This window comes from Agromyces sp. H66, assembly GCF_004959775.1.
Taxonomy (GTDB): Bacteria; Actinomycetota; Actinomycetes; order Actinomycetales; family Microbacteriaceae; genus Agromyces.
Genome location: NZ_SJZG01000007.1, coordinates 159,436 through 182,101, shown reverse-complemented (window position 1 = coordinate 182,101; position 22,666 = coordinate 159,436). Strand labels below are relative to the sequence as shown.

Here is a 22,666-nt window from a genome sequence, read left to right as displayed (position 1 = left end):
CCCGACGGCGCCGTCATCCATTGCGCGGAAACGCGCGAAGGCCGCCGGGAGCACCGGCGGCCTTCGGGGAACGGGATCGGGGCTCAGCTCACGCCGAGCAGGTCGATGACGAAGATGAGCGTCTTGCCGGACAGCTGGTGGCCGCCGCCCGCGGGCCCGTAGGCCTTCTGCGGCGGGACCGTGAGCTTGCGACGACCGCCGACCTTCATGCCGGGGATGCCCTCCTGCCATCCGGCGATGAGGGCCTGCAGCGGGAAGTTGATGGACTGGCCGCGGCTCCACGACGAGTCGAACTCTTCGCCGGTCTCGTACTCGACGCCGAGGTAGTGCACGTCGACGGTCGAGCCGGGCGTCGCCTCGGCGCCTGTGCCCTCGACGACATCCTCGATGACGAGGTCTGCGGGGGCCGGGCCCTCGGGCGCGTCGACCTCGGGCTTGCTGTTGGTGTCAGTCATGCGTCCCATCCAAACCGACCGAGGGCCGACGGACAACCGTCCCGAGCGCTCTTGCGCTGACTGCGAACAGCCTGCACGCTGGAATCCGAGAACTCGTCGCCTGGTAGAGATGTCGGCCGTGCCACACCACAGGGCGGCGAGTCTCTTGTGCGGGTAGTGCAGTGCGCGGGGCTTCAGGCGAGCACGTCGGCGAACCATCCGAAGACGTCGTTGTAGAACCGCGACGGGCCCATGCCTTCGCAGTGACCGCCCCCGCCGTCTGCCTCGCGGTACATCGTGAATCGCTTCTCGTCGACCGTGAGCCGGTCGAAGAATCCCTTCGTGTCGGTCTGCGCGAAGTCGCCCTCGCCGTAGGAGACGAAGGTCGGGCAGGCGATCCGCTCCACGTCGACCGTGTACTTCGCCATCTCCTGGGCGTAGGCGAGCGGCGAGTCGAGTCCGTGCGCGCGGGCGCGCGACAGCCAGAACTCCTGCCCGTGCACGCCCGGGAAGGCCGCCCAGATGGCGTCGTCGAAGGCGGGATCGGCGGCCTCGTAGAGCGAACGGAGCTGCTGTGGCATCCGGGCCATGAAGCCCCCGAGCATGTCGAACTGCGCCGGGTCGGCGGCGAGGGCCCGGATGCGCGGCTCGGCGCTCGCGGCACGCGGTGCGAGGTAGCCTCCGAAGCTGCGCCCGAGGATGCCGATGCGCTCGGCGTCGAGGTCGTCGCGCGTCTCGATGAAGTCGATGACGGCCGAGACGACCACCTCGAAGTCGGGACGGAAGCCGATGCCGCGGTCGTAGAGCATCTCGGCCTGGCCCGGGCCCGAGAACACGACGACCGTGAGTCCCCGCGCGGCCGCCTCCATGGCGCCGAGCGAGTAGTACTCCTCGGAGGGCGAGTCGTATCCGGTCGGCATGAGAAGGGTCGGTCCGGTGGCGCCGGCGGCACGGATGACGTAGCCCGAGAGCTCCACCCCCTCGAACGGGATCGTGATCGGCTCGGCCGGGTACGGCAGGTCGGGCGCCGCGGCCCGGAACGCCGCTTGGCAATGGTGGAAGGCAGCGAGCAGCGCCTCGCCCTGCTGCTCGCGCCGCGTGAAGAAGTACGCCGCGCGGTAGTACTCGCTCGCGCGCAGGTGAGCGGATGCCGCGTTCACGCGGTGCCCGGCCGCCCGCTCCGCTTCGGCGAGTTCGCGGAGCGACTCCGCGGCCGCCCACCATTCGCGATACCAGCTGTCGTAGTCGCCGGGCGTGATGCGTGCGGCGATGGCGAAGATCTCGCCGAGGTCGCAGCATCCGTTCACCGCCTTCGCGGCGGTGCGCTGGAACTGCTGGTCGAACTCCACGTTCTCGAAGTACAGCTTCACATCGGCCTCCCCTGGCGCCTCTCGCCGCGGGCCAGCCTATGGTCGCCGCGCGCCCAGGCCCGGTGCCGACCGGCCGGATGCCCCGGGAACTGGGGGTGCGCGGCGTCTCAGCGGAGCAGCGCCGCCCGGTCGGCCGTCACGGCGGTGAGCAGCGCCCGTTCGTCGGCGGCGTCGCGGCTGCCGCCGCGTCCCGTGACGAGCCGATGGCGGGTGAGCGCGAGGTGCGTGGCATCCGTGATCATCTTCCGCATCGCGGCGGTGCGGCGCGGCGTCTGCGAGCGCGCCCACGCGATGGCCTGGCGCCGCCCTGCGGGCGTCGCGAGCATCTCGACCTCGGCGGGACTGAACCATCCGGCGGCGCCGTACTCGGCCAGGCGGGTGCGGGTCACGCGCATCTCCTCGGCGCGGAGGAACCACGTCAGCAGGATGAATCCGATGAAGATGGGCACCTGCACGGTGAAGTAGAGCCCGACGGCGTCGCTCGCGAAGGCGAGCGAACCGTTCCAGAAGCCGTGCAGGAGCACCGCGGCGACGAGGCCGCCGAGGAACCAGCCGATGACGCCCGCCCGGCCGCCGCGCCGGGCGCCGATGCCGAGGGCGAGCCCGGTGCAGGCCGTGAACAGCACGTGCGCGAACGGCGAGAAGAGCCCGCGCACGACGAAGGTGGTACCGAGTTCGGCCGCGCCGCCCTCGGCGAGCGCGGCGCCGAAGTAGAGCACGTTCTCGGTGAACGCGAATCCCGCCGCGACCGTCGCGCCGTAGACCAGGCCGTCGACGGGGCCGTCGAAGTGCGAGCGCCGGAACGCGAAGAGCAGGAGCACGCCGACCCCCTTCGCCAGCTCCTCGACGATGGGTGCCTGCACGACGGCCTGCATGCCCTCGCCCGGCCGCCCCGATTCGGCGAAGGCGAGCGCGAGCTGCACGCCGAGGTCCACGACCAGCGCCACCGCGACCGAGACCGCCGCGCCCCAGAGGAAGGCGAACCAGAGCGCCCACCTCGGCTCGGGCTCCCAGCGGTCGATCCAGCGCACCGCGAGCAGCACGATCATGAGCGGCACGAGTGCGAGCACCGATCCGATGACGAGGGTCGACACGCCCAGGGCCAGGGCGAGGTACGCGATGACCAGGAGGCCCACGATGCCGGCCAGCACGATGCCGACGGCCGCGAACACGCCGCCGCCCGGTCGCGCGGCGGGTGGCGCGCTCCAGATCGGCGGCGCGGGCGACGGGTTCGGCGTGGGCGACGACTGCGGAGAGCTCACCCGCGCAGCATATCGACCGCGGCCGACGACGCGGCCGTCAGCGGTCGGATGCCTCGAACATGACCCCCGGATTGAGGATGCCGGTCGGGTCGAACAGCGCCTTGATGCCGCGCTGCAGCTCGAACGAGTCGTCGCCCAGCTCGTCGGCGAGCCAGCGCCGCTTGAGGACCCCGACGCCGTGCTCGCCGGTCAGGGTGCCGCCGAGCGCGACGGCGGTGCGGAACATGTCGTCGGCCGCGGCCCAGACGTCGTCCGGCACCTCGTCGCCCGTGAACACGAAGTTCGGGTGCAGGTTGCCGTCGCCCGCATGCGCGATCGTGGGGATCTCGACGCCGTACCGGCGGCCGATCTCGTCGATCGCGCGGAACATCTCGGGCAGCCGCGAGCGCGGCACGGCGACGTCCTCGATGAGCACCTGGCCCGAGGCCGCGAGCGCCGGATGCATGGCGCGTCGGATGTCGAGCAGGCGCTCGCCGTCCGCGGCATCCTCCGATCGCGAGACCCGGCCGCCGACCGCGGCGAAGATCTCCGCGATCCGGTCGGCCTCGATGCCGGCGCCCTCGGCGTCGCTCTGCGCGAGCAGGAACGTCTCACCCGGCGCGATGTGCTCGATCGGAGTGCCGGCGATGCCGGCGTCGCCGAGGTACGCGGCGACCCGGGCGAGCCCCGCCGCGTCGATGAGCTCGAGCACCGCCGGACGGATGCGGGCGGCGGTGACCGCTGCGGATGCCGCGGCCGCGGCCTCCACGTCGGGGAACGCCGCGGCGACCGTGACGACCTCGCCCCGCGCGATCGGGCGCAGGCGCACGGTGGCCTCGACGATGACGCCCAGCGTGCCCTCGGAACCCGTCATGAGCGCGGTGAGGTCGTAGCCCGTCACGCCCTTCACCGTGCGGTGGCCGGTGCGGAGGAGGCGACCGTCGGCGAGCACCACCGCGAGACCGAGCACGGCCTCGCGGGTCACGCCGTACTTCGCGCAGTGGAGGCCGCCGGCGTTGGTGGCGATGTTGCCGCCGATCGACGAGATGGCACGGCTCGCCGGGTCGGGTGCGAACCAGAGGCCGAGCGGGGCGAGCGCGTCGTTGAGGTCGCCGTTCAGCACGCCGGGCTCGACGACCGCGAGCTCGTCGGCCTCGGAGACCTCGAGGATCCGGTTCATGCGGGAGAGGTCGAGCACGATCGCGCCCGGGCTCGCGATGGCCCCGCCTGCGAGTCCGGTGCCGGCACCGCGCGGCACCACGGGCGTGCGGGTCTCGGACGCGATGCGCATGACGTGCTGCACCTCCGCGACGGATGCCGCGTGCACCACCGCGAGCGGCGGGGTCGGGCTGCGCCATCCCGACATGTCGTCGCGGCTCGCGTCGAGCACGTCGGGATCGATCGAGACGGCGGCCCCGAGGACCTCCTGGAGGCGGGCGAGCGTGGACGGCGGCATCCCTCCACCCTAGCGACGCGGGCGATGTCCGATTTCCGCCGGTCGATGTCGGCGGCGCGTGCGACGCTGGAGGCATGACCACCGCATCGCGAACGCTCCGACCGACCGTCGATCCGCTCGACGACCCGGTCTTCGCCGAGCGGTACCGCGCCATGCAGTCGCGCGACGCCCGCTTCGACGGCCAGTTCATCACGGGCGTCCACTCGACGGGAATCTACTGCCGGCCGAGCTGCCCGGCCGTCGCACCCAAGCCCTCGAACGTGAGCTTCTACCTCACGGCCGCGGCCGCGCACGAGGCNTGAGCTTCTACCTCACGGCCGCGGCCGCGCACGAGGCGGGGCTCCGCGCGTGCAAGCGGTGCCTGCCCGACGCCGTGCCGGGCTCCCCCCAGTGGGACCTGCGCGATGACCTCGCCGCCCGCGCCATGCGGCTCATCGCCGACGGCGTCGTCGAACGCGAGGGCGTGCCCGGGCTCGCGGCACGCCTGGGTTACACGCCGCGTCACCTCACCCGGGTGCTCACGGCAGAACTCGGCGCGGGCCCCCTCGCCCTCTCCCGCGCGCATCGGGCGCAGACGGCGCGGTCGCTGCTGACCGGCACGACCCTGCCCGTTGCCGACGTCGCGTTCGCGTCGGGCTTCGGCAGCGTGCGCCAGTTCAACGACACCATCCGCGAGGTCTACGAGCGCAGCCCCCTCGAGCTCCGGGCGGCGGCGCGTCTGCGGCGGCGGGGGCGGGCGAGCCGGCCCGATGACCCGGCCGCAGCGGTCCACGCCGACGCGGGCGGCATCGTGCGGCTGCGCCTGCCCGCCAGGCCGCCGTTCGACGCCGCCGGGGTGTTCGCGTGGCTTCGGGCGCGGGCGCTCCCCGGCGTCGAGGCGGCCGGCGCCGACGCATACCGGCGCACCCTGCGCCTGCCCGGAGGGCCGGCGCTGGTACGCCTCACGTCGAACGACGACCCCGGCGCGCCCGCCGTCGACGTCGAGGCGCGGCTCTCCACCCTCGCCGACCTCGCGCCGCTCGTGGCGCGCGTCCGGCGCCTGTTCGACCTCGACGCCGACGCCGTGGCGATCGACGCGGCGCTCGCGGGCGACCCCGCGCTCGCGGCATCCGTCGCCGCCGTGCCCGGCATGCGCGTGCCCGGAAGCCTCGACGCCCACGAACTGGTGTTCCGCGCGCTCGTCGGGCAGCAGGTCTCGGTCGCGTCGGCACGCACCGCGCTGGGCCGTCTGGCGGCCGAGCTCGGCGAGCGGGTGCCGACCGCGCGGGGCGACGAGCCCGACCTGCTCTTCCCGACCGCGAGTGCGATCGCCGAGGAGGGCGAGGCGGTGCTGCGCGGACCTCGGGCCCGCATCCGCACGATCGTCGACGTGGCGCGACGGCTCGACTCCGGCGACCTCGTGGTGGCACCCGAACGCGACCGCGACGAGCTCGTCGCCGACCTCCTCGCGGTGCCGGGCATCGGCCCGTGGACGGCCGGCTACCTCGCCATGCGGGTCACCCGAGCCCCCGACATCCTGCTCACGAGCGACCTCGCGCTGCGCAACGGCGCCGCACGCCTCGGGCTTCCGAACGCGGCGAGGGATCTCGACGTCGCCGGACTGCGCTGGGCGCCGTGGCGAAGCTACGCGTCGATGCACCTCTGGCGTGCCGCGGCGGCAGACGCAACGGCATGACGCCCGTGCGGCTTGTCGACGCCCTCGCGCGCGCACACGGCTTCGTTGTGCACCGCACTCAGCTTTCGCCCGCCGGGCGCCCGATAGCCTGAACGGGTGAAGTTCGCGCACCTGAGAGTCGAAGGCCAGCACACCCCTCGACTCTCGGTGGTCGTGGCTGAGGCGGCACTCTTCCTCGACGAGGTCATGGAGGCCCCGCCGCGCGACCTGCAGGACCTCATCGAGCGCGGCCCCGGCGGGCTGGCCGAGGTGCGCGAGGCCGTTGACACGGCCCTCGCCGCGGGCGCTTCGCTGACCCCGGTGCATGAGCTGCGACACTCGTCGGCGGTGCTGCGGCCGGCCCAGATCATCGCGATCGGCGCCAACTACGCCGCGCACGCCTCCGAGCTGAAGCTTCGAAGCGAGACCGCCATGACCATCTTCTCGCTGTGGCCGAACTCGCTCACGGGTCACGGCGCCACCACCGCCTGGCCCGAGGATCTCACCAAACAGGTCGACTACGAGGCGGAGCTCGGCGTGATCATCGGGCGCCCGGCACGCGGCGTGCACGTGCGCGATGCACTCGACTACGTGTGGGGCTACACCGTCGTCAACGACATCACGGCGCGCGACCTGCAGTTCAGCGAGGCGCAGTGGTCGCGCTGCAAGTCCTTCGACGGCTTCACGCCCACGGGCCCCGTCGTGGTCACCTCCGACGAGATCCCCGATCCGCAGGATCTCTGGCTCACCACGAACCTCGACGGCCGCATCCTGCAGGATGCCTCGACGAACGAGATGGTGCGCACGGTGGCCGAGATCATCTCCTACCTGTCGCGCTCGGCGACGATTCCCCCCGGCACGCTCATCTCCACGGGCAGCCCCGGCGGCGCCGGGTACTCCAGAAACCCCCAGGTCTTCCTGCGCGACGGCTCGACCGTGACGGTCAGCATCGAGGGCATCGGCTCGCTCACCACGCACTGCCGCGTGATCTGATCGCAAGCGGGTCCAGCCGCCGTTCCGCCCCGTGTTTCCGTTCTCGCCCGGGGTGCCCGCTGGAGCGAGCGCGCGCGTGTGTCGGCCACCGTTCGCCGAGAGTGCAGTCCGCGCCCCGCTCGGGGCGCCGAGTGCACGCTCGACGTATCCGGCACAGGCCATCCCCACCGGACTCCCAGCATTTGCACCGCGTCGTCAGAAGCACGGCATAGCCGCGACCGCGACCGTGGATTCACGGCACCTCCTCCCCGGTGCCGCGACGAAAGGATTCCCCATGAACGACCAGAGCACTCCCGACACCACGGCGCCGGCGCCGCGACGCGGCGGCCGCGCACGACGGGCCGGCCTGATCATGGCCGGCGTGGCCGGCGCCGCGGTGATCGGCACCCTCACCATGGGCGCCGCGGCCGCGCAGGCCACGCCCTCGGAGGTCGCCGCCGAGTCGACGACCTCGCAAGCGCAGCACCAGAACCAGCACCGGTACGGATCGAATGCGTCGGATGACGCGTCGCGCTCGCACGGCGACGGCGAAGCCGGTGGCGACCACGCGCGCAAGGGCGACGGCGCTGGCCGGATGTCCGGCGAGCGGGGCACGGGCGGCGACGGCGAGTGCGACCACGCCGCGCACGGCGACACCGGCTCCGACGCCGACGAAGGCTCCGACACCGACGACGCGACGAGCTGACGCGACCACTCCGCGCGGCGGCCGTCGGTCATCGCTCGGTCCTCAGGGCCCGGGCGAACCGGCGGTCGCCAACGCGTCGGCGCGGCATCCGCTCGCCCCACCGAGGCCGCGCGAGCCGAACGTCACCTCGCCCGGCGTTTCCATTCGCGCGCCACGTTCCCACTGCAACGGGAACCCTGCGCGGGAACGGGAACACCGGGCGCTGGGTGCGCCCGGCGCTACTCCGACGGCTCGCCGTGCAGGTCGATGACCGGGATCGCCTGCGTGATCGGGTGGAGGCCCGAGAGCCGCGACGGTGCGAGCTGCCGCTCGACGTCCTGGCGCGTCATGAGGCCGGCCTCGACGACGAGATCGGCCACCGGCCGGCCGGTCGCCAGGGCCTGCTTGGCGAGCGAGGCCGCGGCGGTGTAGCCGATGGACGGGATGAGCGCGGTGATGACGCCGACGCTCGACGCGACCATGGCATTGAGCCGATCGACGTTCGCGGTGATGCCGTCGACGCAGTTGACCCGAAGCGTCCAACAGGCCTGGCGCATCCAGGTGATCGACTGCAGCAGCGAATGCGCGATGACGGGTTCGAAGGCGTTGAGCTGCAACTGACCGGCTTCCGCGGCCATGGTCACCGTGACATCCGTGCCCGCGATCGCGTACGCCACCTGGCTGACCGCCTCGGGGATGACGGGATTGACCTTGCCCGGCATGATGCTCGAGCCCGCCTGCCGCGGCGGGAGGTTGATCTCGCCGAGGCCCGCCTGGGGTCCGGAGGAGAGCAGGCGCAGGTCGTTGCAGATCTTCGAGAGCTTGATGGCACTGCGCTTCAGGGAACCGGAGAACGACATGAACGCTCCGGCGTCGCTCGTCGACTCGATGAGGTCGGGCGCGGTCTCGAGGTTCAGCCCGGTGATCTCCCGGAGGTGGCGCACCGCCGCCGCGGCATACCCGGGGTCGGCGGTGATGCCCGTGCCGATCGCGGTGGCCCCGAGGTTGATCTCGGAGAGCAGCCAGATGGTCTCGGTGAGCCGGGCGTGGTCCTCGCCGAGCGTCGTCGCGTACCCGTGGAACTCCTGGCCGAGCGTCATCGGCACCGCATCCTGCATCTGGGTGCGGCCCACCTTGAGGATGCCGTGGAACTCGTCGGCCTTGCGCCCGAAGGACTGGCGCAGCAGCTCGAGCTCCGACAGCAGCGTCTTCAGCGAGAGCGCGAGTGAGATCTTCAGGGCGGTCGGATACGTGTCGTTCGTCGACTGGCTGCGGTTGACGTCGTCGATCGGATGGAGGATGTCGTAACGGCCCTTGGCGTGGCCCGCGATCTCGAGCGCGAGGTTCGTGATGACCTCGTTCGCGTTCATGTTGGTCGACGTGCCCGCACCGCCCTGGATCACGCCGACGACGAACTGGTCGTGATGCTCACCGTCGATGACACGTTGGCACGCCTCGTCGATCCACGCCGCCTTCTCGGCGTTCAGCACGCCGACGTCGCGGTTGGCGCGAGCGGCGGCCTGCTTCACCGAGGCGAGCGCCACGATGAGCTCGGGATAGACCGAGATCGGTCGCTTCGAGATCGGGAAGTTCTCGAGCGCACGCATGGTGTGCACGCCCCAGTACGCATCGGCCGGGACCTCGACGGTGCCGAGCGAATCGGTCTCCGTCCGGGTGGCCGGCTGCGGTTCGTCGGGCTTGATCACTCGCTCCTCCGCGATGGTGTGCTCGGGCAGGTGTTCGGGTCGGGTCATCGACACGGTGTTGGCTCCATTGCCTCGTGACGCGCGGGATCGCCGCGCTGGATACTCGTCTCCGAGCCTACCGCCGCGGGCGCACGGGAACGGGCGGCGAGGCCCCGGCCCCGCCGCCCCTCCCCGACCGTCAGACCTTGTCGGACTCGGCTTCCGGCGTGTCGACGCCGTCGGCTGCGAGGAGTGCGGCCTCGACCTCGCCGCCGTAGCCCTCCGCCTGCGGGTCGCCGTGCAGGCCGCCCGAGACCGCGTACTCCTCTTCGGGAGAGAGGACGAGGCGGTGCCGGCCCCAGAGGGCGAACACGAGCAGCATGACCGCGTACACCACGATGATCGCGACGATGGCCGGCAGGAAGGTCGGGTTCAGGAGGAACCCGAGGAAGATGAGCGCGGCGATCCCGGCGGCGACGACGGCGCCCGGAACACCCCACGGGCTGCGGTACGGCCGCTTGGCGTTCGGGTACTTTCGTCGCAGGATCACGAACGCCACCATCTGCAGGATGTACGCGAGCACCGCGCCCCAGACCGCGATGTTCAGCACGATCGCCCCGGCGACCCCACCGGCGCCGCCGGCCGCGTCGACGATGACGAGCGCGACGAAGCCGATCAGTCCGCCGGCGACGAGCGCGACCCACGGGGTCTGCCGTGCACCGGTGAGCGAGAGGAACTTCGGGTAGTAGCCGGCCCGCGAGAGCGAGTACATGTTGCGGCCGTAGGCGAACATGATGCCCTGCAGCGACGCGAGCAGGCCGACGAGGGCGAAGAGCGCGAGGAGCGCGGCGAGCTGGTCGCCGACGATCGCGCGGAACCCGTCGAGCAGCGGCTCGCCCGCCGACCCCGTGGCTTCGGCCCCGAGGACGCCCGTGTTCAGGAAGAGCACGAGCAGGCCGGTGACGATGAGGGTGCCACGCGCCCAGAGGCCGGCCCGCGGGATGTCGCGCACCGGGTTGTGCGACTCCTCCGCGGCGAGCGGCAGTTCCTCGATTCCGAGGAAGAACCACATCGCGAACGGCAGCGCGAACAGGATGGGCAGCACGCCGTGCGGCAGGAACGCGGTCTGGCCGGCGTCGGGCGCGATGTCGAAGAGGTTGTCCCACGCGAACTGGCCGGAGAACAGGGCCATGGCCGAGAAGACCAGCAGGATCCCGATCGAGATGATCGAGACGACGATCGCGAACTTGAACGAGATGTTCGCGCCGGCCGAGTTCAGGCCGATGAAGACGAGGTAGAGGATGACCCACCAGATCCACGCCGGCATCGAGAAGCCGAGCAGCTCACTGGTGATGCCGTCGGCGTACGCCGCGGAGAAGTACACGATGACCGCCGTCGTCGCGACGTACTCGATCGTCTCGGCGAGGCCCGTGATGAATCCGCCCCACGGCCCCATCGCCGCGCGCGAGAACGAGTACGCCCCGCCCGTGTGCGGCATCGCCGAGGCCATCTCCCCGATGGAGAAGATGAGGCCGTAGTACATGGCGACGAGGATGGCGAAGGCGATCAGCATGCCGCCGAACCCGGCGAAGTCGATGCCGAAGTTCCAGCCGGAGAAGTCGCCCGAGATGACCGCCGCGACGGCGAGGCCCCAGAGGCCCCACACACCGGCAGCGCGGGTGAGTCTGCGTTTCTCGAAGTATCCGGAGTCTGCGGTCGTGTACTTCACTCCTGAGACTCTCAGGGTGTCTTTCGCCATCGATGGCTCCCTTGCTCTCATCGCGCGGCCTTGGGGGACGGCGCGGGGTGCGATGCGGTTGGCCCCGACTATAGAGCGGGAATGGTCGCCCGTACAGACCTTTTTTCGAGAGCCATTGCGACACGGCTGCGATTCCGCGCAAATTGCCGCTGTCGTCGGAGCTCGCGCATGTGATGTAATGGTCGGCATCGCAGACCTTTTACTTCGCTCGAGGAGGAGCTCACGGATGTCGGCACCGACCGGATACCTCTCGCTCGACCAACTCCGCAGCGCCGTGGCCGACGGCCACGTCGACACCGTGGTGGTGGCCTTCACCGACATGCAGGGCCGACTCGTCGGCAAGCGCTCTTCGGCGAGGCTCTTCCTCGAGGAGATCTCGCACCACGGCGCCGAAGCGTGCAACTACCTGCTCGCCGTCGATGTCGAGATGAACACCGTCGACGGCTACGAGATGTCGAGCTGGGAGCGCGGCTACGGCGACATGGCGCTCGTCCCCGACCTGTCGACGCTCCGCATGGCGCCCTGGCTCGATGCCACGGCGCTCGTCACCGCCGACCTGCAGTGGCTCGACGGACGCCCGGTCGAAGCATCCCCCCGACGCATCCTGCAGCGCCAGCTCGAGCGACTCGCCGAACGAGGCCTCACCGCCCACGTCGGCACCGAGCTCGAGTTCATCGTCTTCGACGACTCGTACCGCGACGCCTGGCGCAAGGGCTACCGTGACCTCACCCCGGCGAGCGACTACAACATCGACTACGCCCTGCTCGCGTCGACCCGCATGGAACCGCTGCTGCGCGACATCCGCAACGCCATGGACGGCGCCGGCATGTACTGCGAGGGCGTGAAGGGCGAGTGCAACCTCGGGCAGCAAGAGATCGCGTTCCGCTACACCGACGCCCTCGGGACCTGCGACAACCACTCGATCTACAAGAACGGGGCGAAGGAGATCGCCGACCGGCACGGCAAGTCGCTGACGTTCATGGCCAAGTTCAACGAGCGCGAGGGCAACAGCTGCCACATCCACATCTCGCTGCGCGGCGACGACGGCGGCGCGGTCTTCAGCGATCCCGATGCCCCGCACGGCATGTCGAAGCTGTTCCGCCACTTCCTCGGCGGCCAGGTCGCCGGGATGCGCGAGCTCACCCTGTTCTCGGCCCCGAACATCAACTCGTACAAGCGCTACGTGCCGGGCAGCTTCGCGCCGACGGCGATCGCCTGGGGCCTCGACAACCGCACCTGCGCACTTCGCGTCGTGGGCCACGGGCTCGGCATGCGCGTCGAGAACCGGGTGCCCGGCGGCGACGTGAACCAGTACCTCGCCGTCGCCGCGCTCATCGCGGCCGGGCTGCACGGCATCGACCACGAACTCGAGCCCGGCGACGTGTTCATGGGAAATGCCTACGAGAGCGACGTGGCGCGCGTGCCCGCGACACTCCGCGAGTCGGCCGAACTGTTCGCCGGCTCCGCGCTCGCGCGAGAGGCGTTCGGCGACGAGGTCGTCGAGCACTATCTCAACAACGCGCAGGTCGAGCTCGCCGCGTACGACGCGGCCGTCACGGACTGGGAGCGGGTGCGTGGCTTCGAACGACTCTGAGCGCGAGTGGCACGGCCCCGGCACCACGGCGGCGCCGGTCATCGGCGTCACCACCTACCTCGAGCAGGCGCAGACGGGGGTCTGGGACGTGCCCGCCTCGTTCCTGCCGAAGGTGTACCTCGACGCGGTCACCGACGCCGGCGGCATCGCCGTGCTGCTGCCGCCGCAGCCCGTCTCCCCCGAGATCGCCCGCTCGGTCGTCGCGACCCTCGACGGTCTCATCGTGTCGGGCGGCGCCGACGTCGACCCGGCCCGCTACGGCCGCGAGGCGCACCCGCGCACCGGTGCACCGCGCACCGACCGCGACGAGTGGGAGGATGCCCTCCTCGCCGAGGCGATCGCCGCGGAGCTGCCGTTTCTCGGCATCTGCCGCGGCGCCCAGGTGCTCAACGTGGCCCTCGGCGGCACCCTCACGCAGCACCTGCCCGACGTGGTGGGCTCCGAGAAGTACCAGCCGGCCCCTGCCGTCTTCGGCGAGGGCGAGGTCACCGTCGAGCCGGGATCGCGCCTGGCGTCGGTGCTCGGCCCCGACTCCGGCGCGCTGTCCGTGCACTTCTACCACCACCAGGCGCTCGACGAGGTCGCCGACGGCCTCACCGTCACGGCTCGCAGCGAGGACGGCGTCATCGAGGCCGTCGAGCTCGACTCGGTGCCGTTCGGCCTCGCCGTGCAGTGGCACCCCGAGGAGAACGCCGCCGATCGCCGGCTCTTCGCCGGCCTCGTCGACGCCGCCCGTACGCATCGCATGAGAAGGAGCCGTTCGTGAGCCACACGATCCTGAACCCCGCCGACGGAGAGGTCGTCGCGACCGTCGCCGCCGCCTCGGTCGAGGAGACGGATGCCGCGATCGCGCGCGCCGCCGTCGCACAGCGCGACTGGGCGGCCGTCGCGCCCGCCGACCGCGCCCGGGTACTGCGCCGGTTCGCCGACGCCGTGGACGGCGCCGTCGAGGAGCTCGCGGCCATCGAGGTACGCAACTCGGGACATCCCATCGGTCAGGCCAGGTGGGAGGCGGGGCACGTGCGCGACGTGCTCGAGTACTACTCGGCCGCACCCGAGCGGCTGTTCGGCCGCCAGATCCCCGTCGCGGGCGGACTCGACGTGACGTTCCAGGAGCCGCTCGGCGTCGTGGGCGTCATCACGCCGTGGAACTTCCCGATGACCATCGCGTCATGGGGCTTCGCGCCGGCGCTCGCGGCCGGCAACGCGGTCGTGCTGAAGCCGGCGGAGTGGACGCCCCTCACGAGCATGCGACTGGCTGAGCTCGCGCTCGAGGCCGGACTGCCCGAGGGTCTCTTCCAGGTGGTGCCCGGCAAGGGCTCGGTCGTCGGCGAGCGGTTCGTGACGAACGAGACGGTGCGGAAGGTCGTGTTCACGGGCTCGACCGAAGTCGGCAAGCACATCATGGCCGGATGCGCCGAGCAGGTGAAGCGCGTGACGCTCGAGCTCGGCGGCAAGAGCGCCAACATCGTGTTCGCGGACGCCGACCTCGAGCGCGCGGCGGCCACCGCCCCGTACGGCGTGTTCGAGAACGCCGGGCAGGACTGCTGCGCCCGCAGCCGCATCCTCGTGGAGCGGAGCGCGTACGAGCGCTTCATGGAACTCCTCGAGCCCGCCGTGCAGGGCGTGAAGGTCGGCGACCCCGCCGACGAGACCACCGAGATGGGCCCGCTGGTGGCACGCCAGCACCTCGAGCGGGTGCGCTCGTTCGTGCCCGACGACACCGACGTGGCCTTCCGCGGCGCGGCGCCCGACGGTCCCGGCTTCTGGTTCGCGCCCACCGTGCTCACCCCGTCGCGCGACTCGCGGGCGGCGCGAGAGGAGATCTTCGGCCCGGTCGTGTCGGTCTTCCCGTTCGACGACGAGGGCGACGCGATCAGCTTCGCGAACGCGAGCGAGTACGGCCTGTCGGGCTCGATCTGGACCCGCGACCTCAGCCGCGGCATCCGCGTGGCCCGAGCCGTCGAGTCGGGCAACCTCAGCGTCAACTCGCACTCCTCGGTGCGCTACGCGACGCCGTTCGGCGGGTTCAAGCAGTCGGGCCTCGGCCGCGAGCTCGGGCCCGACGCACCCCTCGCCTTCACCGAGACGAAGAACGTCTTCATCGCCGTCGACCCGGCCTGAACCCAAGGAGCACCATGGCAGACCTTCCCCGCATCGACCTGACCCAGCGGCTCGCCGGCCGCGTCGCCGTCATCACCGGCGGCGCCTCCGGCATCGGCCTCGCCACCGCGAAGCGCCTCGCCGCCGAGGGCGCGCGCATCGTCATCGGCGACATGGACGCCACGACCGGCCCCGCCGCGGCCGAACTCGTCGGCGGCCTGTTCGTGCAGGTCGACGTCACCGACGAGGAGCAGGTGAACCACCTGTTCGACGAGGCGGCGCGCCTGTACGGCTCGGTCGACATCGCGTTCAACAACGCGGGCATCTCGCCGCCCGACGACGACTCGATCGAGACCACCGAGCTGCCCGCCTGGCAGAAGGTGCAGGACGTGAACCTGAAGTCGGTGTACCTCTGCTCGCGCGCGGCGCTGCGGCACATGGTCGCGCAGGGCCGCGGGTCCATCATCAACACCGCCTCGTTCGTGGCGGTGCTGGGGTCGGCGACGTCGCAGATCTCGTACACGGCGTCGAAGGGCGGCGTGCTCGCGATGAGCCGAGAGCTCGGCGTGCAGTTCGCCCGGCAGGGCATCCGCGTGAACGCGCTGTGCCCGGGGCCGGTGAACACGCCCCTGCTGCAGGAGCTGTTCGCGAAGGACCCCGAGCGCGCCCAGCGCCGGCTCGTGCACATCCCCGTCGGCCGGTTCGCCGAGCCCGAGGAGCTCGCCGCGGCCGTCGCGTTCCTCGCCAGCGACGACGCGTCGTTCATCACCGGCTCCACGTTCCTCGTCGACGGCGGCATCAGCTCCGCGTACGTCACGCCGCTCTAGGCTCGAGACATGGATCGACGGGGGGACCAGGGCGACGCGGATGCCACGACCGCGGGTGTCGCCGCGGTCGGCGGCACCGCCTCGGCCGCCGAAGCCGCCGAGGTGCTGAGCGCCGGCCTCCTCCTGACGCCCGCCCGGCCGGCGAACGCGTTCGAGGAGACGGTGCAGCGCCTGCTCCAGTCGATCCGACTCGGACTGATCGGCCCTGGCGAGCGGCTGCCGCCGGAGCGCGAGCTCGCGGGGATGCTCGAGGTGAGCCGCGACACCCTTCGTGAGGCGCTCGCGTCACTCGCCGAGGCCGGATGGGTGACCTCCCGCCGCGGCCGCAACGGCGGGACGTTCGTCGCGCTCGAGCTGCCGTCGCCCTCGCCCCGCCCGGTCGGCGTCGGCGACGACCGGCTCGCGCAGGCCGCGCACCTCGAGGACACGCTCGCGCTGCGCGCCGTGATCGAGGTCGGCACCGCACGTCGCGCCGCCGAGCGCGAGCTCAGCGCCGTCGACCGCGAGCGGCTCTGGCAGGCCTACGAAGAGTGCCGGTCGGCGTCGGGCGGGCAGTACCGCATGGCCGACTCGCGCCTGCACCTGCTCATCGCCGAGGTGCTCGGCGCGCCGAGCCTGATCCCCCTCGTCGCCGACGTGCGCATGCGCGTGAACGAACTGCTCGACGGCATCCCGCTCCTGGCACCGAACATCGCGCACTCCGATGAGCAGCATCGCGCGATCGTCAGCGCGATCCTCCGCGGAGGCCCCGACGAGGCCGCGGCCGCGATGGCCGAGCACATCGATGGCACCGAGGCGCTGCTGCGCGGCTTCTACGCCTGAACGAAGCGGGGCCGGGTCAGCCGGCGCCGGCGCCTGCGATCAGCCAACGGCGCCGACGCCTGCGGATCAGAGGAATGCGAACGGCAGGAACGCGAGGCCGACGGCCAGCGCGCCGAGCGTCACGAGCACGGTACCGCCGAGCATCACGGCGTTCAGGACGATGCCCCAGATCGCCATGGTGCGCGACCCTGGCTCGCGCTTCAGCGCCATGATGCCGAGCACGAGGCCCGCGGCCGGTACGAAGAACGTGAGGCTCGCCACGATCGACACGAGGCCGAGCACGAGGCTCGAGATGCTGAACCCGCGCGTCTCCTCCGCGAGCGCGGGGGCCGCCGCGTACGGGTTCGGCTCGCCGAACGGCGCCTGCGGCTGGGTGGGGGTTGCGGTGGTCATGAGGTGGACTCTCCTGTCTCGGGGTGTGCTTCCACGTTACGGATGTCGCGGGATGCCCCGGTATGGGGCTATCCCCCGGATCCCGGCGTGGGCGAGCAGCCGCCGGTCCAGGTCGCGGGCGACCGCGTCAGCGGTGCAGTGCCGGGACGATGAGGTAGATGCCGACGAGCACGGCGAGGCCGCTCACGGCGAAGCAGGCCCAGGCGCCCACGAGCGCGGCACGCTTCTGCCCCTCGGTGAGCGGACTCCGCTTCGCGGCCTTCGCCGCGCGCTTGGCCGCGGCCCTCGCCTCTGCCGGCGAGACGACGGTGATGGCGTCGGTGAACTCGGCCGGCGTGACGATCGGGGTGCGCCCTGAGAGGGTGAGGAGCCGGATGCCGAGCGCGTAGGCGCTGACCACGACGGCGGCCCCGATGAGCGCCGCCACGAGGACGATGAGGAACGCCAGCCAGTCGATCACAGCGTCACCTTCCGCTTGGGCTTGGGATTGCGCTTGATCTTCACGGCGCGTCCGGAGACCGCGACCTCGCTGAGCACGTTCCGGTGCGACACCTCGTTGCGGCGCGACCACAGGAAGATGGTCGTGATGACGACGACGCCCGCGATCGCATCGATGACGATCCCCGCGATGCCGAGGTGCGCCACGAGCGCCGCGAGCGCGCCGACCGCGCCGGCGGCGGGCAGCGTCATGAGCCAGCCGATGCCGATGCGGCCGGCGGTGCGCCACCGCACCTTCGAACCCCGGCGGCCGAGGCCCGAGCCGATGACCGAGCCCGATGCGACCTGCGTGGTCGAGAGCGCGAAGCCCAGGTGGCTGGACGCGAGGATCGTGGCGGCGGTCGAGGTCTCGGCGGCGAACCCCTGTGCGGGCTTCACGTCGGTGAGACCGGTGCCGAGCGTCTTGATGATGCGCCACCCGCCCATGTACGTGCCGAGTGCGATGGCGATCGCGCACACGACCACGACCCAGAACTGGGGGCCCGTTCCCGCGGGCTGGAGGTTCACCGAGATGAGCGTGAGCGTGATGACGCCCATGGTCTTCTGCGCGTCGTTGGTGCCGTGCGCGAGCGCGACGAGCGAGCTCGAGAAGATCTGCGCGTACCGGAACCCGTCGCGGCCGTCGGGCTTGCCGTCGTAGCGACGGGTGATGGCGTAGGCGAGCTTCGTGGCGCCGTACGCCACGAGCCCGGCCGTGAGCGGCGCGAGGAGCGCGGGCAGGATCACCTTCGACATCACGACCGAGAGATCGATGGCCTGCATGCCGAAGCCCACGAGGGCCGCACCGATGAGGCCGCCGAACAGCGCGTGGCTCGACGAGGACGGCAGGCCCAGCAGCCAGGTCACCATGTTCCAGACGATGGCCCCGATCAGGCCCGCGAAGATGAGCTCGGGAGTGATGAACACGCCGTCGTCACCCTCTCGGATGATGCCGCCCGAGATGGTCTTCGCGACCTCGGTGGACAGGAATGCCCCGATCAGGTTCAGGATGGCGGCGAGGCCGACGGCGACCTTCGGACGGAGTGCGCCGGTCGCGATGGGGGTCGCCATGGCGTTCGCCGTGTCGTGGAATCCGTTGGTGAAGTCGAAGAAGAGCGCCAGTGCGATGACCAGCACGACGATGAGGGTGAGATCCACCGGCGTCTTTCTCTGGATCGGTGCGTCGAGATTCACCGGATGTTCACGGGACGGGGGTTGCGAATGCCCGGCTCGGCCGGTCACCCCGCACGATACTACGCGACCGACTCCCGCTCCTCCACCACGGTCGCGAGGTCCGCGCCGAACACGAAGGTCCGGCGGACGGATGCCCCGCCGAGCACGCCGGGCAGCCAGCGGCGGGCGTCATCCCACATCTGGCCGTACGGCACGCGCGCGAGCGGAAACCACTCGGGGTCGAGCTCGTCGGACCCGCGCGGATCACCCGTCCAGGTGCGGCAGACGAAGACGCTCGACTCCTGGCTCCACGATTCGCGGTACGGGAAGTGGTAGCTCACCAGACCGCGCGGTTCGAGGTCGGATGCCGCGACCACGAGTCCCGACTCCTCGAGCACTTCGCGCACGATCGCGTCGGCGGCGGTCTCCCCGCTCTCGAGTTTGCCGCCGGGTGCCACGTAGTTGCCGATGCCGAGGCCCTTCTTCTTGCGTCCGAGGAGCACCTCCGTGCCGCCCGCGTGCTCGCGCAGGAGGTAGCAGACGCAGACCTGTGGCAGCGGCATCCGTGCACCTCGGCTTTCCACGGTCCCTGAGCCTGTCGAAGGGCGAAGTATCAGCCGAAGAGGATCTTCGCCTCGTCGTACCGGTGCTGGGGCACGCGGTTCAGGCTGCCGACGGCCTCGGCGATCGACACGGTCTCGATATCGGTGCCGCGGAGGGTGACCATCGAACCCCACGCGCCGTCGTACGCGGCATCGACCGCGTGCATGCCGAGACGGGTCGCGAGCACCCGGTCGTAGGCGCTCGGGGCGCCGCCGCGCTGGATGTGGCCGAGCACGGTGTGACGCGACTCGATGCCGGTGCGCTCCTCGATCATGGGGGCGAGCTTCTCGGCGATGCCGCCCAGGCGCGGACGGTTGAACGCGTCCAGGCCCAGGTGGGAGTGCGCCTCGTCCATGGTGTCGAGCTTGAAGCCCTCGGCGACCACGACGAGCGGCGCGCGGCCGCGCTCGCGGACCGAATCGACGTAGTGGCAGATCTCGTCGATGCCCATCGGCTGCTCGGGAATGAGGATGGCGTGCGCGCCGCCCGCCATGCCGGAGTGCAGCGCGATCCAGCCGACGTGGCGGCCCATGACCTCGAGCACCATGCACCGGTTGTGCGACTCGGCCGTCGTGCGCAGTCGGTCGATCGCCTCGGTGGCGATCTCGACGGCCGTGTCGAAGCCGAACGAGTAGTCGGTGGCCGCGAGGTCGTTGTCGATGGTCTTCGGGACCCCGATGATCTTCAGGCCGGCGTCGGTGAGCCGCTGTGCCGCGGCGAGCGTGCCCTCCCCGCCGATCGCGATGATCGCCTCGATGCCGTTCTCGTCGAGCATGCGCTGGATGTTCTCGGGCCCGCCCTGCTCGCCCTCGAACGGGTTGGTGCGGCTCGAGCCCAGGATCGTGCCGCCCTGCTTCGACAGGCCCCGCACGTCGTGGCGCGTGATCGGCACGAGGTCCCCCTCGACGACGCCCTTCCAACCCCACCGGAATCCGACGAACTCGGTGTCGTGCGAGATGACGCCCTTCAGCACGGCTCCGCGGATGACCGCATTGAGGCCGGGGCAATCGCCGCCGCTCGTGAGGATCCCGATCTTCATGGTGTGGACGACTCCAAGGTGCTCGACTCGAACATGGTTGCTGCCGGAGGCCACGGCGTCGGGGCGTTTCGACTGCCGCAGTCTATAGCGTTCCCGAGCCGCGCTCGGTTCCCGCCTAGAGGGCGCCGTCGAGGGCGGAACGCAGCAGGTGCTGCAGCGCGTCGAGCTGCACCGAGTCGGCCGAGCCCGGCTCGACGTCGCTGCCGTCGAGCGCCCGCAGCGCGAGGCCCTGCTTGGCGTCGATGAGCTCGGCGATGCGCGCGTCGATGGTGTGCGCCGCGATGATGCGCCACGCCGTGACGGGCTCGTCCTGGCCGATGCGGTGCACGCGATCGATGGCCTGCGTCTGCTCGGCGGCGGTCCAGCTGAGCTCGGCGAGCACCACGTTCGAGGCGGCCTGCAGGTTCACGCCGACCCCCGCGGCGGTGAGCGAGCAGACGGCCACGGCGACCTCGGGATCCTTGTTGAACGCGTCGATCGCGGCCTGGCGCTGCAGCGCCGTCTGGTCGCCGCGGAGTGAGACCGTGCGGAGCTCACGGGCCGCGAGCGCGGCCTCGGCCTGGTCCATCACGTCGATGTGCTTGGCGAAGAACACGACCTTGCCGACCGACCGTGCGAGCTGGGCGGCGTAGTCGGCCGCGAGACCGGCCTTCGCCTGGCCGATGCGGCGGACCATCGTGAAGACGTTCTCGCCGGACTTCGCCGACTTGGACTCCTCGAGCTCGGCGTGAGCGACCGCACGGATGAACTGGTCGCGCTGGTCGTCGTCGAGGTCGCCGATGCGCAGCCCCCGTGCCTCGACGAGCGCGCGGAAGCGCCCCACGAGCCGGTTGCCGAGCTCGCGCTCGGCGGCGCGCACCGAGCGGCCCAGTTCGTCGTCGAGCTCGACGGGCAGGTCGGCGATGCGCTTGGCCGGCAGGTCTGCGGCGACGTCGACCTTGCGGCGCCGCACGATGCCCATGTCGATGACGATGCGCCGGGCCTCGGGGTAGAACGCGAGGTCGGCGGGCGTGAGGCCGGTCTCCTCGAGCTTGCCGAGGAGCGCCGGCGACGGCCGGTCGCCCTCGATCCAGCCGAGGAACTGCCAGATCGCCCGGAAGTCGTCGACATCGTTGATGAGCGGCGTGCCGGTGAGCGCGAGCAGCAACGGGTCGCCGCCGGGCGTCGTGCGACGGATCCGGTCGGCGAGCGTCAGCACGTTGCGCGATCGCTGGGACTGCAGGTTCTTGATGAAGTGCGCCTCGTCGACGACCATGCCGCGGAAGCCGAGCGTCGACAGCCACGCCATGTGCCGGTCGAGCACGTCGTAGTTCACGACGACGACGTCGGCGAACGCGTCGAGGGTGTCGCCGTCGCCGTGGATCACGGTGGCCCGGCGGTGCGGAGTCCAGCGCTCCACCTCGCGCGCCCAGTTCATCTTCACGACGTTCGGCACGACGGCGAGCAGCGGGTAGGCGTCGGCGACGGATGCCGCGAGCACCGACTGGGCCGTCTTGCCGAGCCCCGGCTCGTCCGCGAGGAGGAACGTGCGGTGGCCGAGCCTGGCCGACTCGATGAAGCGGGCCTGGTGCTTCATGAGCTCGAGCCCGCGCGGAGCGAGCCGGTCGACGACGGGCGCCTCGGGCAGTTCCATCGAGGCGGCCTGGCCTCCCGAGCCGATCTCGAACGACTTGAACAGCGGGCCGAGCAACTCCCAGTTCGCGAGCCGGCGCACGGGGACTGTGGGCGTTGCGACGCGCGAGAAGTCGGGCGCGAGGAACGGGTTCGCCAGCTGGCGGGCGCGCACGGATGCCGGGATGACCTGGTTCTCGGCCAGTTCGGGTGCGGGCGCGGCGACCTCACGCGTGATGATGAGCTCGTCGGGACTGAGCTCGGCCCCGGACTCGAGCAGCCAGTCGCGGCGGAATCGCTGCGCGACCGTGGAGATCGACGCGTCGGGCTCCAGCAGCGAGATGAGGCTCGTGTCGCGCGCGGCCGTCTTCGCGAGGATCTGGGCGATCCCGTCGAGGCGCTTGAGAAGCTCGGTGCGGGCGGCGTCGCCGAGATCGGGGTCGGCCTTCACCCGCGCGCGTTCCTCGCGCATGAGGAGCGCGATCACCTGGAACTTCGTGCGGTTCGTGGGACCGAGCTTGCCCTTCTGGGCCTTGGTCTCGACCTCGCGCACCTTGCGCGCGAGGATCGGGATGATGGGGGCGTCGTCGTCGCGCGATCGGGTGCGCTGACGCTGCCTCGTCTGCTGGGCCATGGTCCTCCCGTTTCTGGCCTACTGCGTCGCGCCTCCTGCACCGGTCGCGGTGGCCGGACCGCCGGGGGCATCGGGGATGTCCTCGCTCGCGGTACGCCGAATCCCGAACCGAGCAGCACGTGAGCTGAGTCCAC

General features: G+C 71.3%; 19 protein-coding genes and 1 pseudogene. 8 read left to right on the top strand and 12 right to left on the bottom strand.

The genetic code is table 11. The annotated features are described in order from the left end of the window. Window positions 1-83: 83 nt before the first annotated feature. The 4 genes from EZM51_RS13525 to EZM51_RS13510 form a co-directional block, all read right to left on the bottom strand. Window positions 84-455 carry an FKBP-type peptidyl-prolyl cis-trans isomerase gene (locus tag EZM51_RS13525; protein ID WP_136708785.1) on the bottom strand — a complete coding sequence of 124 codons (372 nt, stop codon included), beginning with the start codon at window positions 453-455 and terminating at the stop codon, window positions 84-86. Window positions 456-628: 173 nt separating this feature from the next. Continuing rightward, window positions 629-1,804 (bottom strand): alpha/beta fold hydrolase, encoded by a 1,176-nt coding sequence (locus EZM51_RS13520; protein ID WP_136708784.1) that lies wholly within the window; start codon window positions 1,802-1,804, stop codon window positions 629-631. Window positions 1,805-1,911: 107 nt separating this feature from the next. Next, window positions 1,912-3,066 carry a PrsW family intramembrane metalloprotease gene (locus EZM51_RS13515; protein ID WP_248305653.1) on the bottom strand — a complete coding sequence of 385 codons (1,155 nt, stop codon included), beginning with the start codon at window positions 3,064-3,066 and terminating at the stop codon, window positions 1,912-1,914. Between the two features lie 37 nt (window positions 3,067-3,103). Then, a complete protein-coding gene (locus EZM51_RS13510; protein ID WP_136708783.1) occupies window positions 3,104-4,501 on the bottom strand; it encodes an FAD-linked oxidase C-terminal domain-containing protein in 1,398 nt (465 codons plus the stop codon). Window positions 4,502-4,575: 74 nt separating this feature from the next. Between EZM51_RS13510 and EZM51_RS13505 the strand changes: the two are divergent. From EZM51_RS13505 to EZM51_RS13495, 3 genes and pseudogenes are all read left to right on the top strand, one after another. Beyond that, window positions 4,576-6,176: pseudogene (locus EZM51_RS13505) on the top strand (AlkA N-terminal domain-containing protein). A 96-nt stretch (window positions 6,177-6,272) separates the two neighbouring features. After that, window positions 6,273-7,148 carry a fumarylacetoacetate hydrolase family protein gene (locus tag EZM51_RS13500; RefSeq protein ID WP_169053907.1) on the top strand — a complete coding sequence of 292 codons (876 nt, stop codon included), beginning with the start codon at window positions 6,273-6,275 and terminating at the stop codon, window positions 7,146-7,148. Between the two features lie 274 nt (window positions 7,149-7,422). Beyond that, window positions 7,423-7,833 (top strand): hypothetical protein, encoded by a 411-nt coding sequence (locus EZM51_RS13495; RefSeq protein ID WP_136708782.1) that lies wholly within the window; start codon window positions 7,423-7,425, stop codon window positions 7,831-7,833. 218 nt (window positions 7,834-8,051) lie between these two features. On the opposite strand, the gene EZM51_RS13490 is transcribed toward EZM51_RS13495, so the two are convergent. Then, the gene (locus tag EZM51_RS13490; protein ID WP_136708781.1) at window positions 8,052-9,566 is read right to left on the bottom strand and encodes an aspartate ammonia-lyase; all 1,515 of its coding nucleotides are present in this window, start codon (window positions 9,564-9,566) and stop codon (window positions 8,052-8,054) included. Window positions 9,567-9,696: 130 nt separating this feature from the next. After that, complete coding sequence (locus EZM51_RS13485; RefSeq protein ID WP_136708780.1) at window positions 9,697-11,256, bottom strand: amino acid permease; 1,560 nt, start codon at window positions 11,254-11,256, stop codon at window positions 9,697-9,699. Between the two features lie 226 nt (window positions 11,257-11,482). Between EZM51_RS13485 and EZM51_RS21105 the strand changes: the two genes are divergently transcribed. Genes EZM51_RS21105 through EZM51_RS13465 form a run of 5 tightly spaced genes read left to right on the top strand, consistent with a single transcriptional unit; the run spans window position 11,483 to window position 16,602 of the window. After that, the gene (locus EZM51_RS21105; protein WP_248305652.1) at window positions 11,483-12,850 is read left to right on the top strand and encodes a glutamine synthetase family protein; all 1,368 of its coding nucleotides are present in this window, start codon (window positions 11,483-11,485) and stop codon (window positions 12,848-12,850) included. After that, on the top strand, window positions 12,831-13,616 hold the full coding sequence (locus EZM51_RS13480; RefSeq protein ID WP_248305651.1) for a gamma-glutamyl-gamma-aminobutyrate hydrolase family protein: 786 nt from the start codon (window positions 12,831-12,833) through the stop codon (window positions 13,614-13,616). Before EZM51_RS21105 ends, EZM51_RS13480 begins: the two co-directional genes overlap by 20 nt. After that, a complete protein-coding gene (locus EZM51_RS13475) occupies window positions 13,613-14,974 on the top strand; it encodes an aldehyde dehydrogenase family protein (protein ID WP_136708778.1) in 1,362 nt (453 codons plus the stop codon). The genes EZM51_RS13480 and EZM51_RS13475 overlap by 4 nt, the downstream gene beginning before the upstream one ends. Before the next feature lie 14 nt (window positions 14,975-14,988). After that, complete coding sequence (locus EZM51_RS13470) at window positions 14,989-15,780, top strand: 3-oxoacyl-ACP reductase (RefSeq protein ID WP_169053906.1); 792 nt, start codon at window positions 14,989-14,991, stop codon at window positions 15,778-15,780. A 9-nt stretch (window positions 15,781-15,789) separates the two neighbouring features. Further along, window positions 15,790-16,602 carry a GntR family transcriptional regulator gene (locus EZM51_RS13465; RefSeq protein ID WP_136708777.1) on the top strand — a complete coding sequence of 271 codons (813 nt, stop codon included), beginning with the start codon at window positions 15,790-15,792 and terminating at the stop codon, window positions 16,600-16,602. A gap of 66 nt (window positions 16,603-16,668) precedes the next feature. Here the strand turns inward: EZM51_RS13465 and EZM51_RS13460 are convergent, their stop codons facing one another. The 6 genes from EZM51_RS13460 to EZM51_RS13435 all read right to left on the bottom strand — a co-directional run bounded on the left by EZM51_RS13460 (window position 16,669) and on the right by EZM51_RS13435 (window position 22,532). Beyond that, the gene (locus EZM51_RS13460) at window positions 16,669-16,995 is read right to left on the bottom strand and encodes a DUF4190 domain-containing protein (RefSeq protein WP_248305650.1); all 327 of its coding nucleotides are present in this window, start codon (window positions 16,993-16,995) and stop codon (window positions 16,669-16,671) included. Between the two features lie 127 nt (window positions 16,996-17,122). After that, window positions 17,123-17,455, bottom strand: a complete 333-nt coding sequence (locus EZM51_RS13455; RefSeq protein ID WP_136708776.1) for a peptidase — start codon at window positions 17,453-17,455, stop codon at window positions 17,123-17,125. Further along, window positions 17,452-18,630 (bottom strand): inorganic phosphate transporter, encoded by a 1,179-nt coding sequence (locus tag EZM51_RS13450; RefSeq protein ID WP_136708775.1) that lies wholly within the window; start codon window positions 18,628-18,630, stop codon window positions 17,452-17,454. The genes EZM51_RS13455 and EZM51_RS13450 overlap by 4 nt, the downstream gene beginning before the upstream one ends. A 95-nt stretch (window positions 18,631-18,725) precedes the next feature. Beyond that, a complete protein-coding gene (locus EZM51_RS13445; RefSeq protein WP_136708774.1) occupies window positions 18,726-19,208 on the bottom strand; it encodes an 8-oxo-dGTP diphosphatase in 483 nt (160 codons plus the stop codon). A 50-nt stretch (window positions 19,209-19,258) separates the two neighbouring features. Then, window positions 19,259-20,287: a 6-phosphofructokinase gene (locus tag EZM51_RS13440; RefSeq protein WP_136708773.1), complete on the bottom strand. Its 1,029-nt coding sequence runs from the start codon at window positions 20,285-20,287 to the stop codon at window positions 19,259-19,261. A 115-nt stretch (window positions 20,288-20,402) separates the two neighbouring features. Next, complete coding sequence (locus EZM51_RS13435; protein WP_136708772.1) at window positions 20,403-22,532, bottom strand: DEAD/DEAH box helicase; 2,130 nt, start codon at window positions 22,530-22,532, stop codon at window positions 20,403-20,405. Window positions 22,533-22,666 lie beyond the last annotated feature (134 nt).

Excerpts from the sequence above, each read along its gene's own strand:
- EZM51_RS13525 (WP_136708785.1), bottom strand. The coding sequence starts at position 455 with ATGACTGACACCAACAGCAAGCCCGAGGTCGACGCGCCCGAGGGCCCG.
- EZM51_RS13510 (WP_136708783.1), bottom strand. The coding sequence starts at position 4,501 with ATGCCGCCGTCCACGCTCGCCCGCCTCCAGGAGGTCCTCGGGGCCGCC.
- EZM51_RS13495 (WP_136708782.1), top strand. The coding sequence starts at position 7,423 with ATGAACGACCAGAGCACTCCCGACACCACGGCGCCGGCGCCGCGACGC.
- EZM51_RS13490 (WP_136708781.1), bottom strand. The coding sequence starts at position 9,566 with ATGACCCGACCCGAACACCTGCCCGAGCACACCATCGCGGAGGAGCGA.
- EZM51_RS13485 (WP_136708780.1), bottom strand. The coding sequence starts at position 11,256 with ATGGCGAAAGACACCCTGAGAGTCTCAGGAGTGAAGTACACGACCGCA.
- EZM51_RS21105 (WP_248305652.1), top strand. The coding sequence starts at position 11,483 with ATGTCGGCACCGACCGGATACCTCTCGCTCGACCAACTCCGCAGCGCC.
- EZM51_RS13470 (WP_169053906.1), top strand. The coding sequence starts at position 14,989 with ATGGCAGACCTTCCCCGCATCGACCTGACCCAGCGGCTCGCCGGCCGC.
- EZM51_RS13465 (WP_136708777.1), top strand. The coding sequence starts at position 15,790 with ATGGATCGACGGGGGGACCAGGGCGACGCGGATGCCACGACCGCGGGT.
- EZM51_RS13460 (WP_248305650.1), bottom strand. The coding sequence starts at position 16,995 with ATGACCACCGCAACCCCCACCCAGCCGCAGGCGCCGTTCGGCGAGCCG.
- EZM51_RS13445 (WP_136708774.1), bottom strand. The coding sequence starts at position 19,208 with ATGCCGCTGCCACAGGTCTGCGTCTGCTACCTCCTGCGCGAGCACGCG.
- EZM51_RS13440 (WP_136708773.1), bottom strand. The coding sequence starts at position 20,287 with ATGAAGATCGGGATCCTCACGAGCGGCGGCGATTGCCCCGGCCTCAAT.
- EZM51_RS13435 (WP_136708772.1), bottom strand. The coding sequence starts at position 22,532 with ATGGCCCAGCAGACGAGGCAGCGTCAGCGCACCCGATCGCGCGACGAC.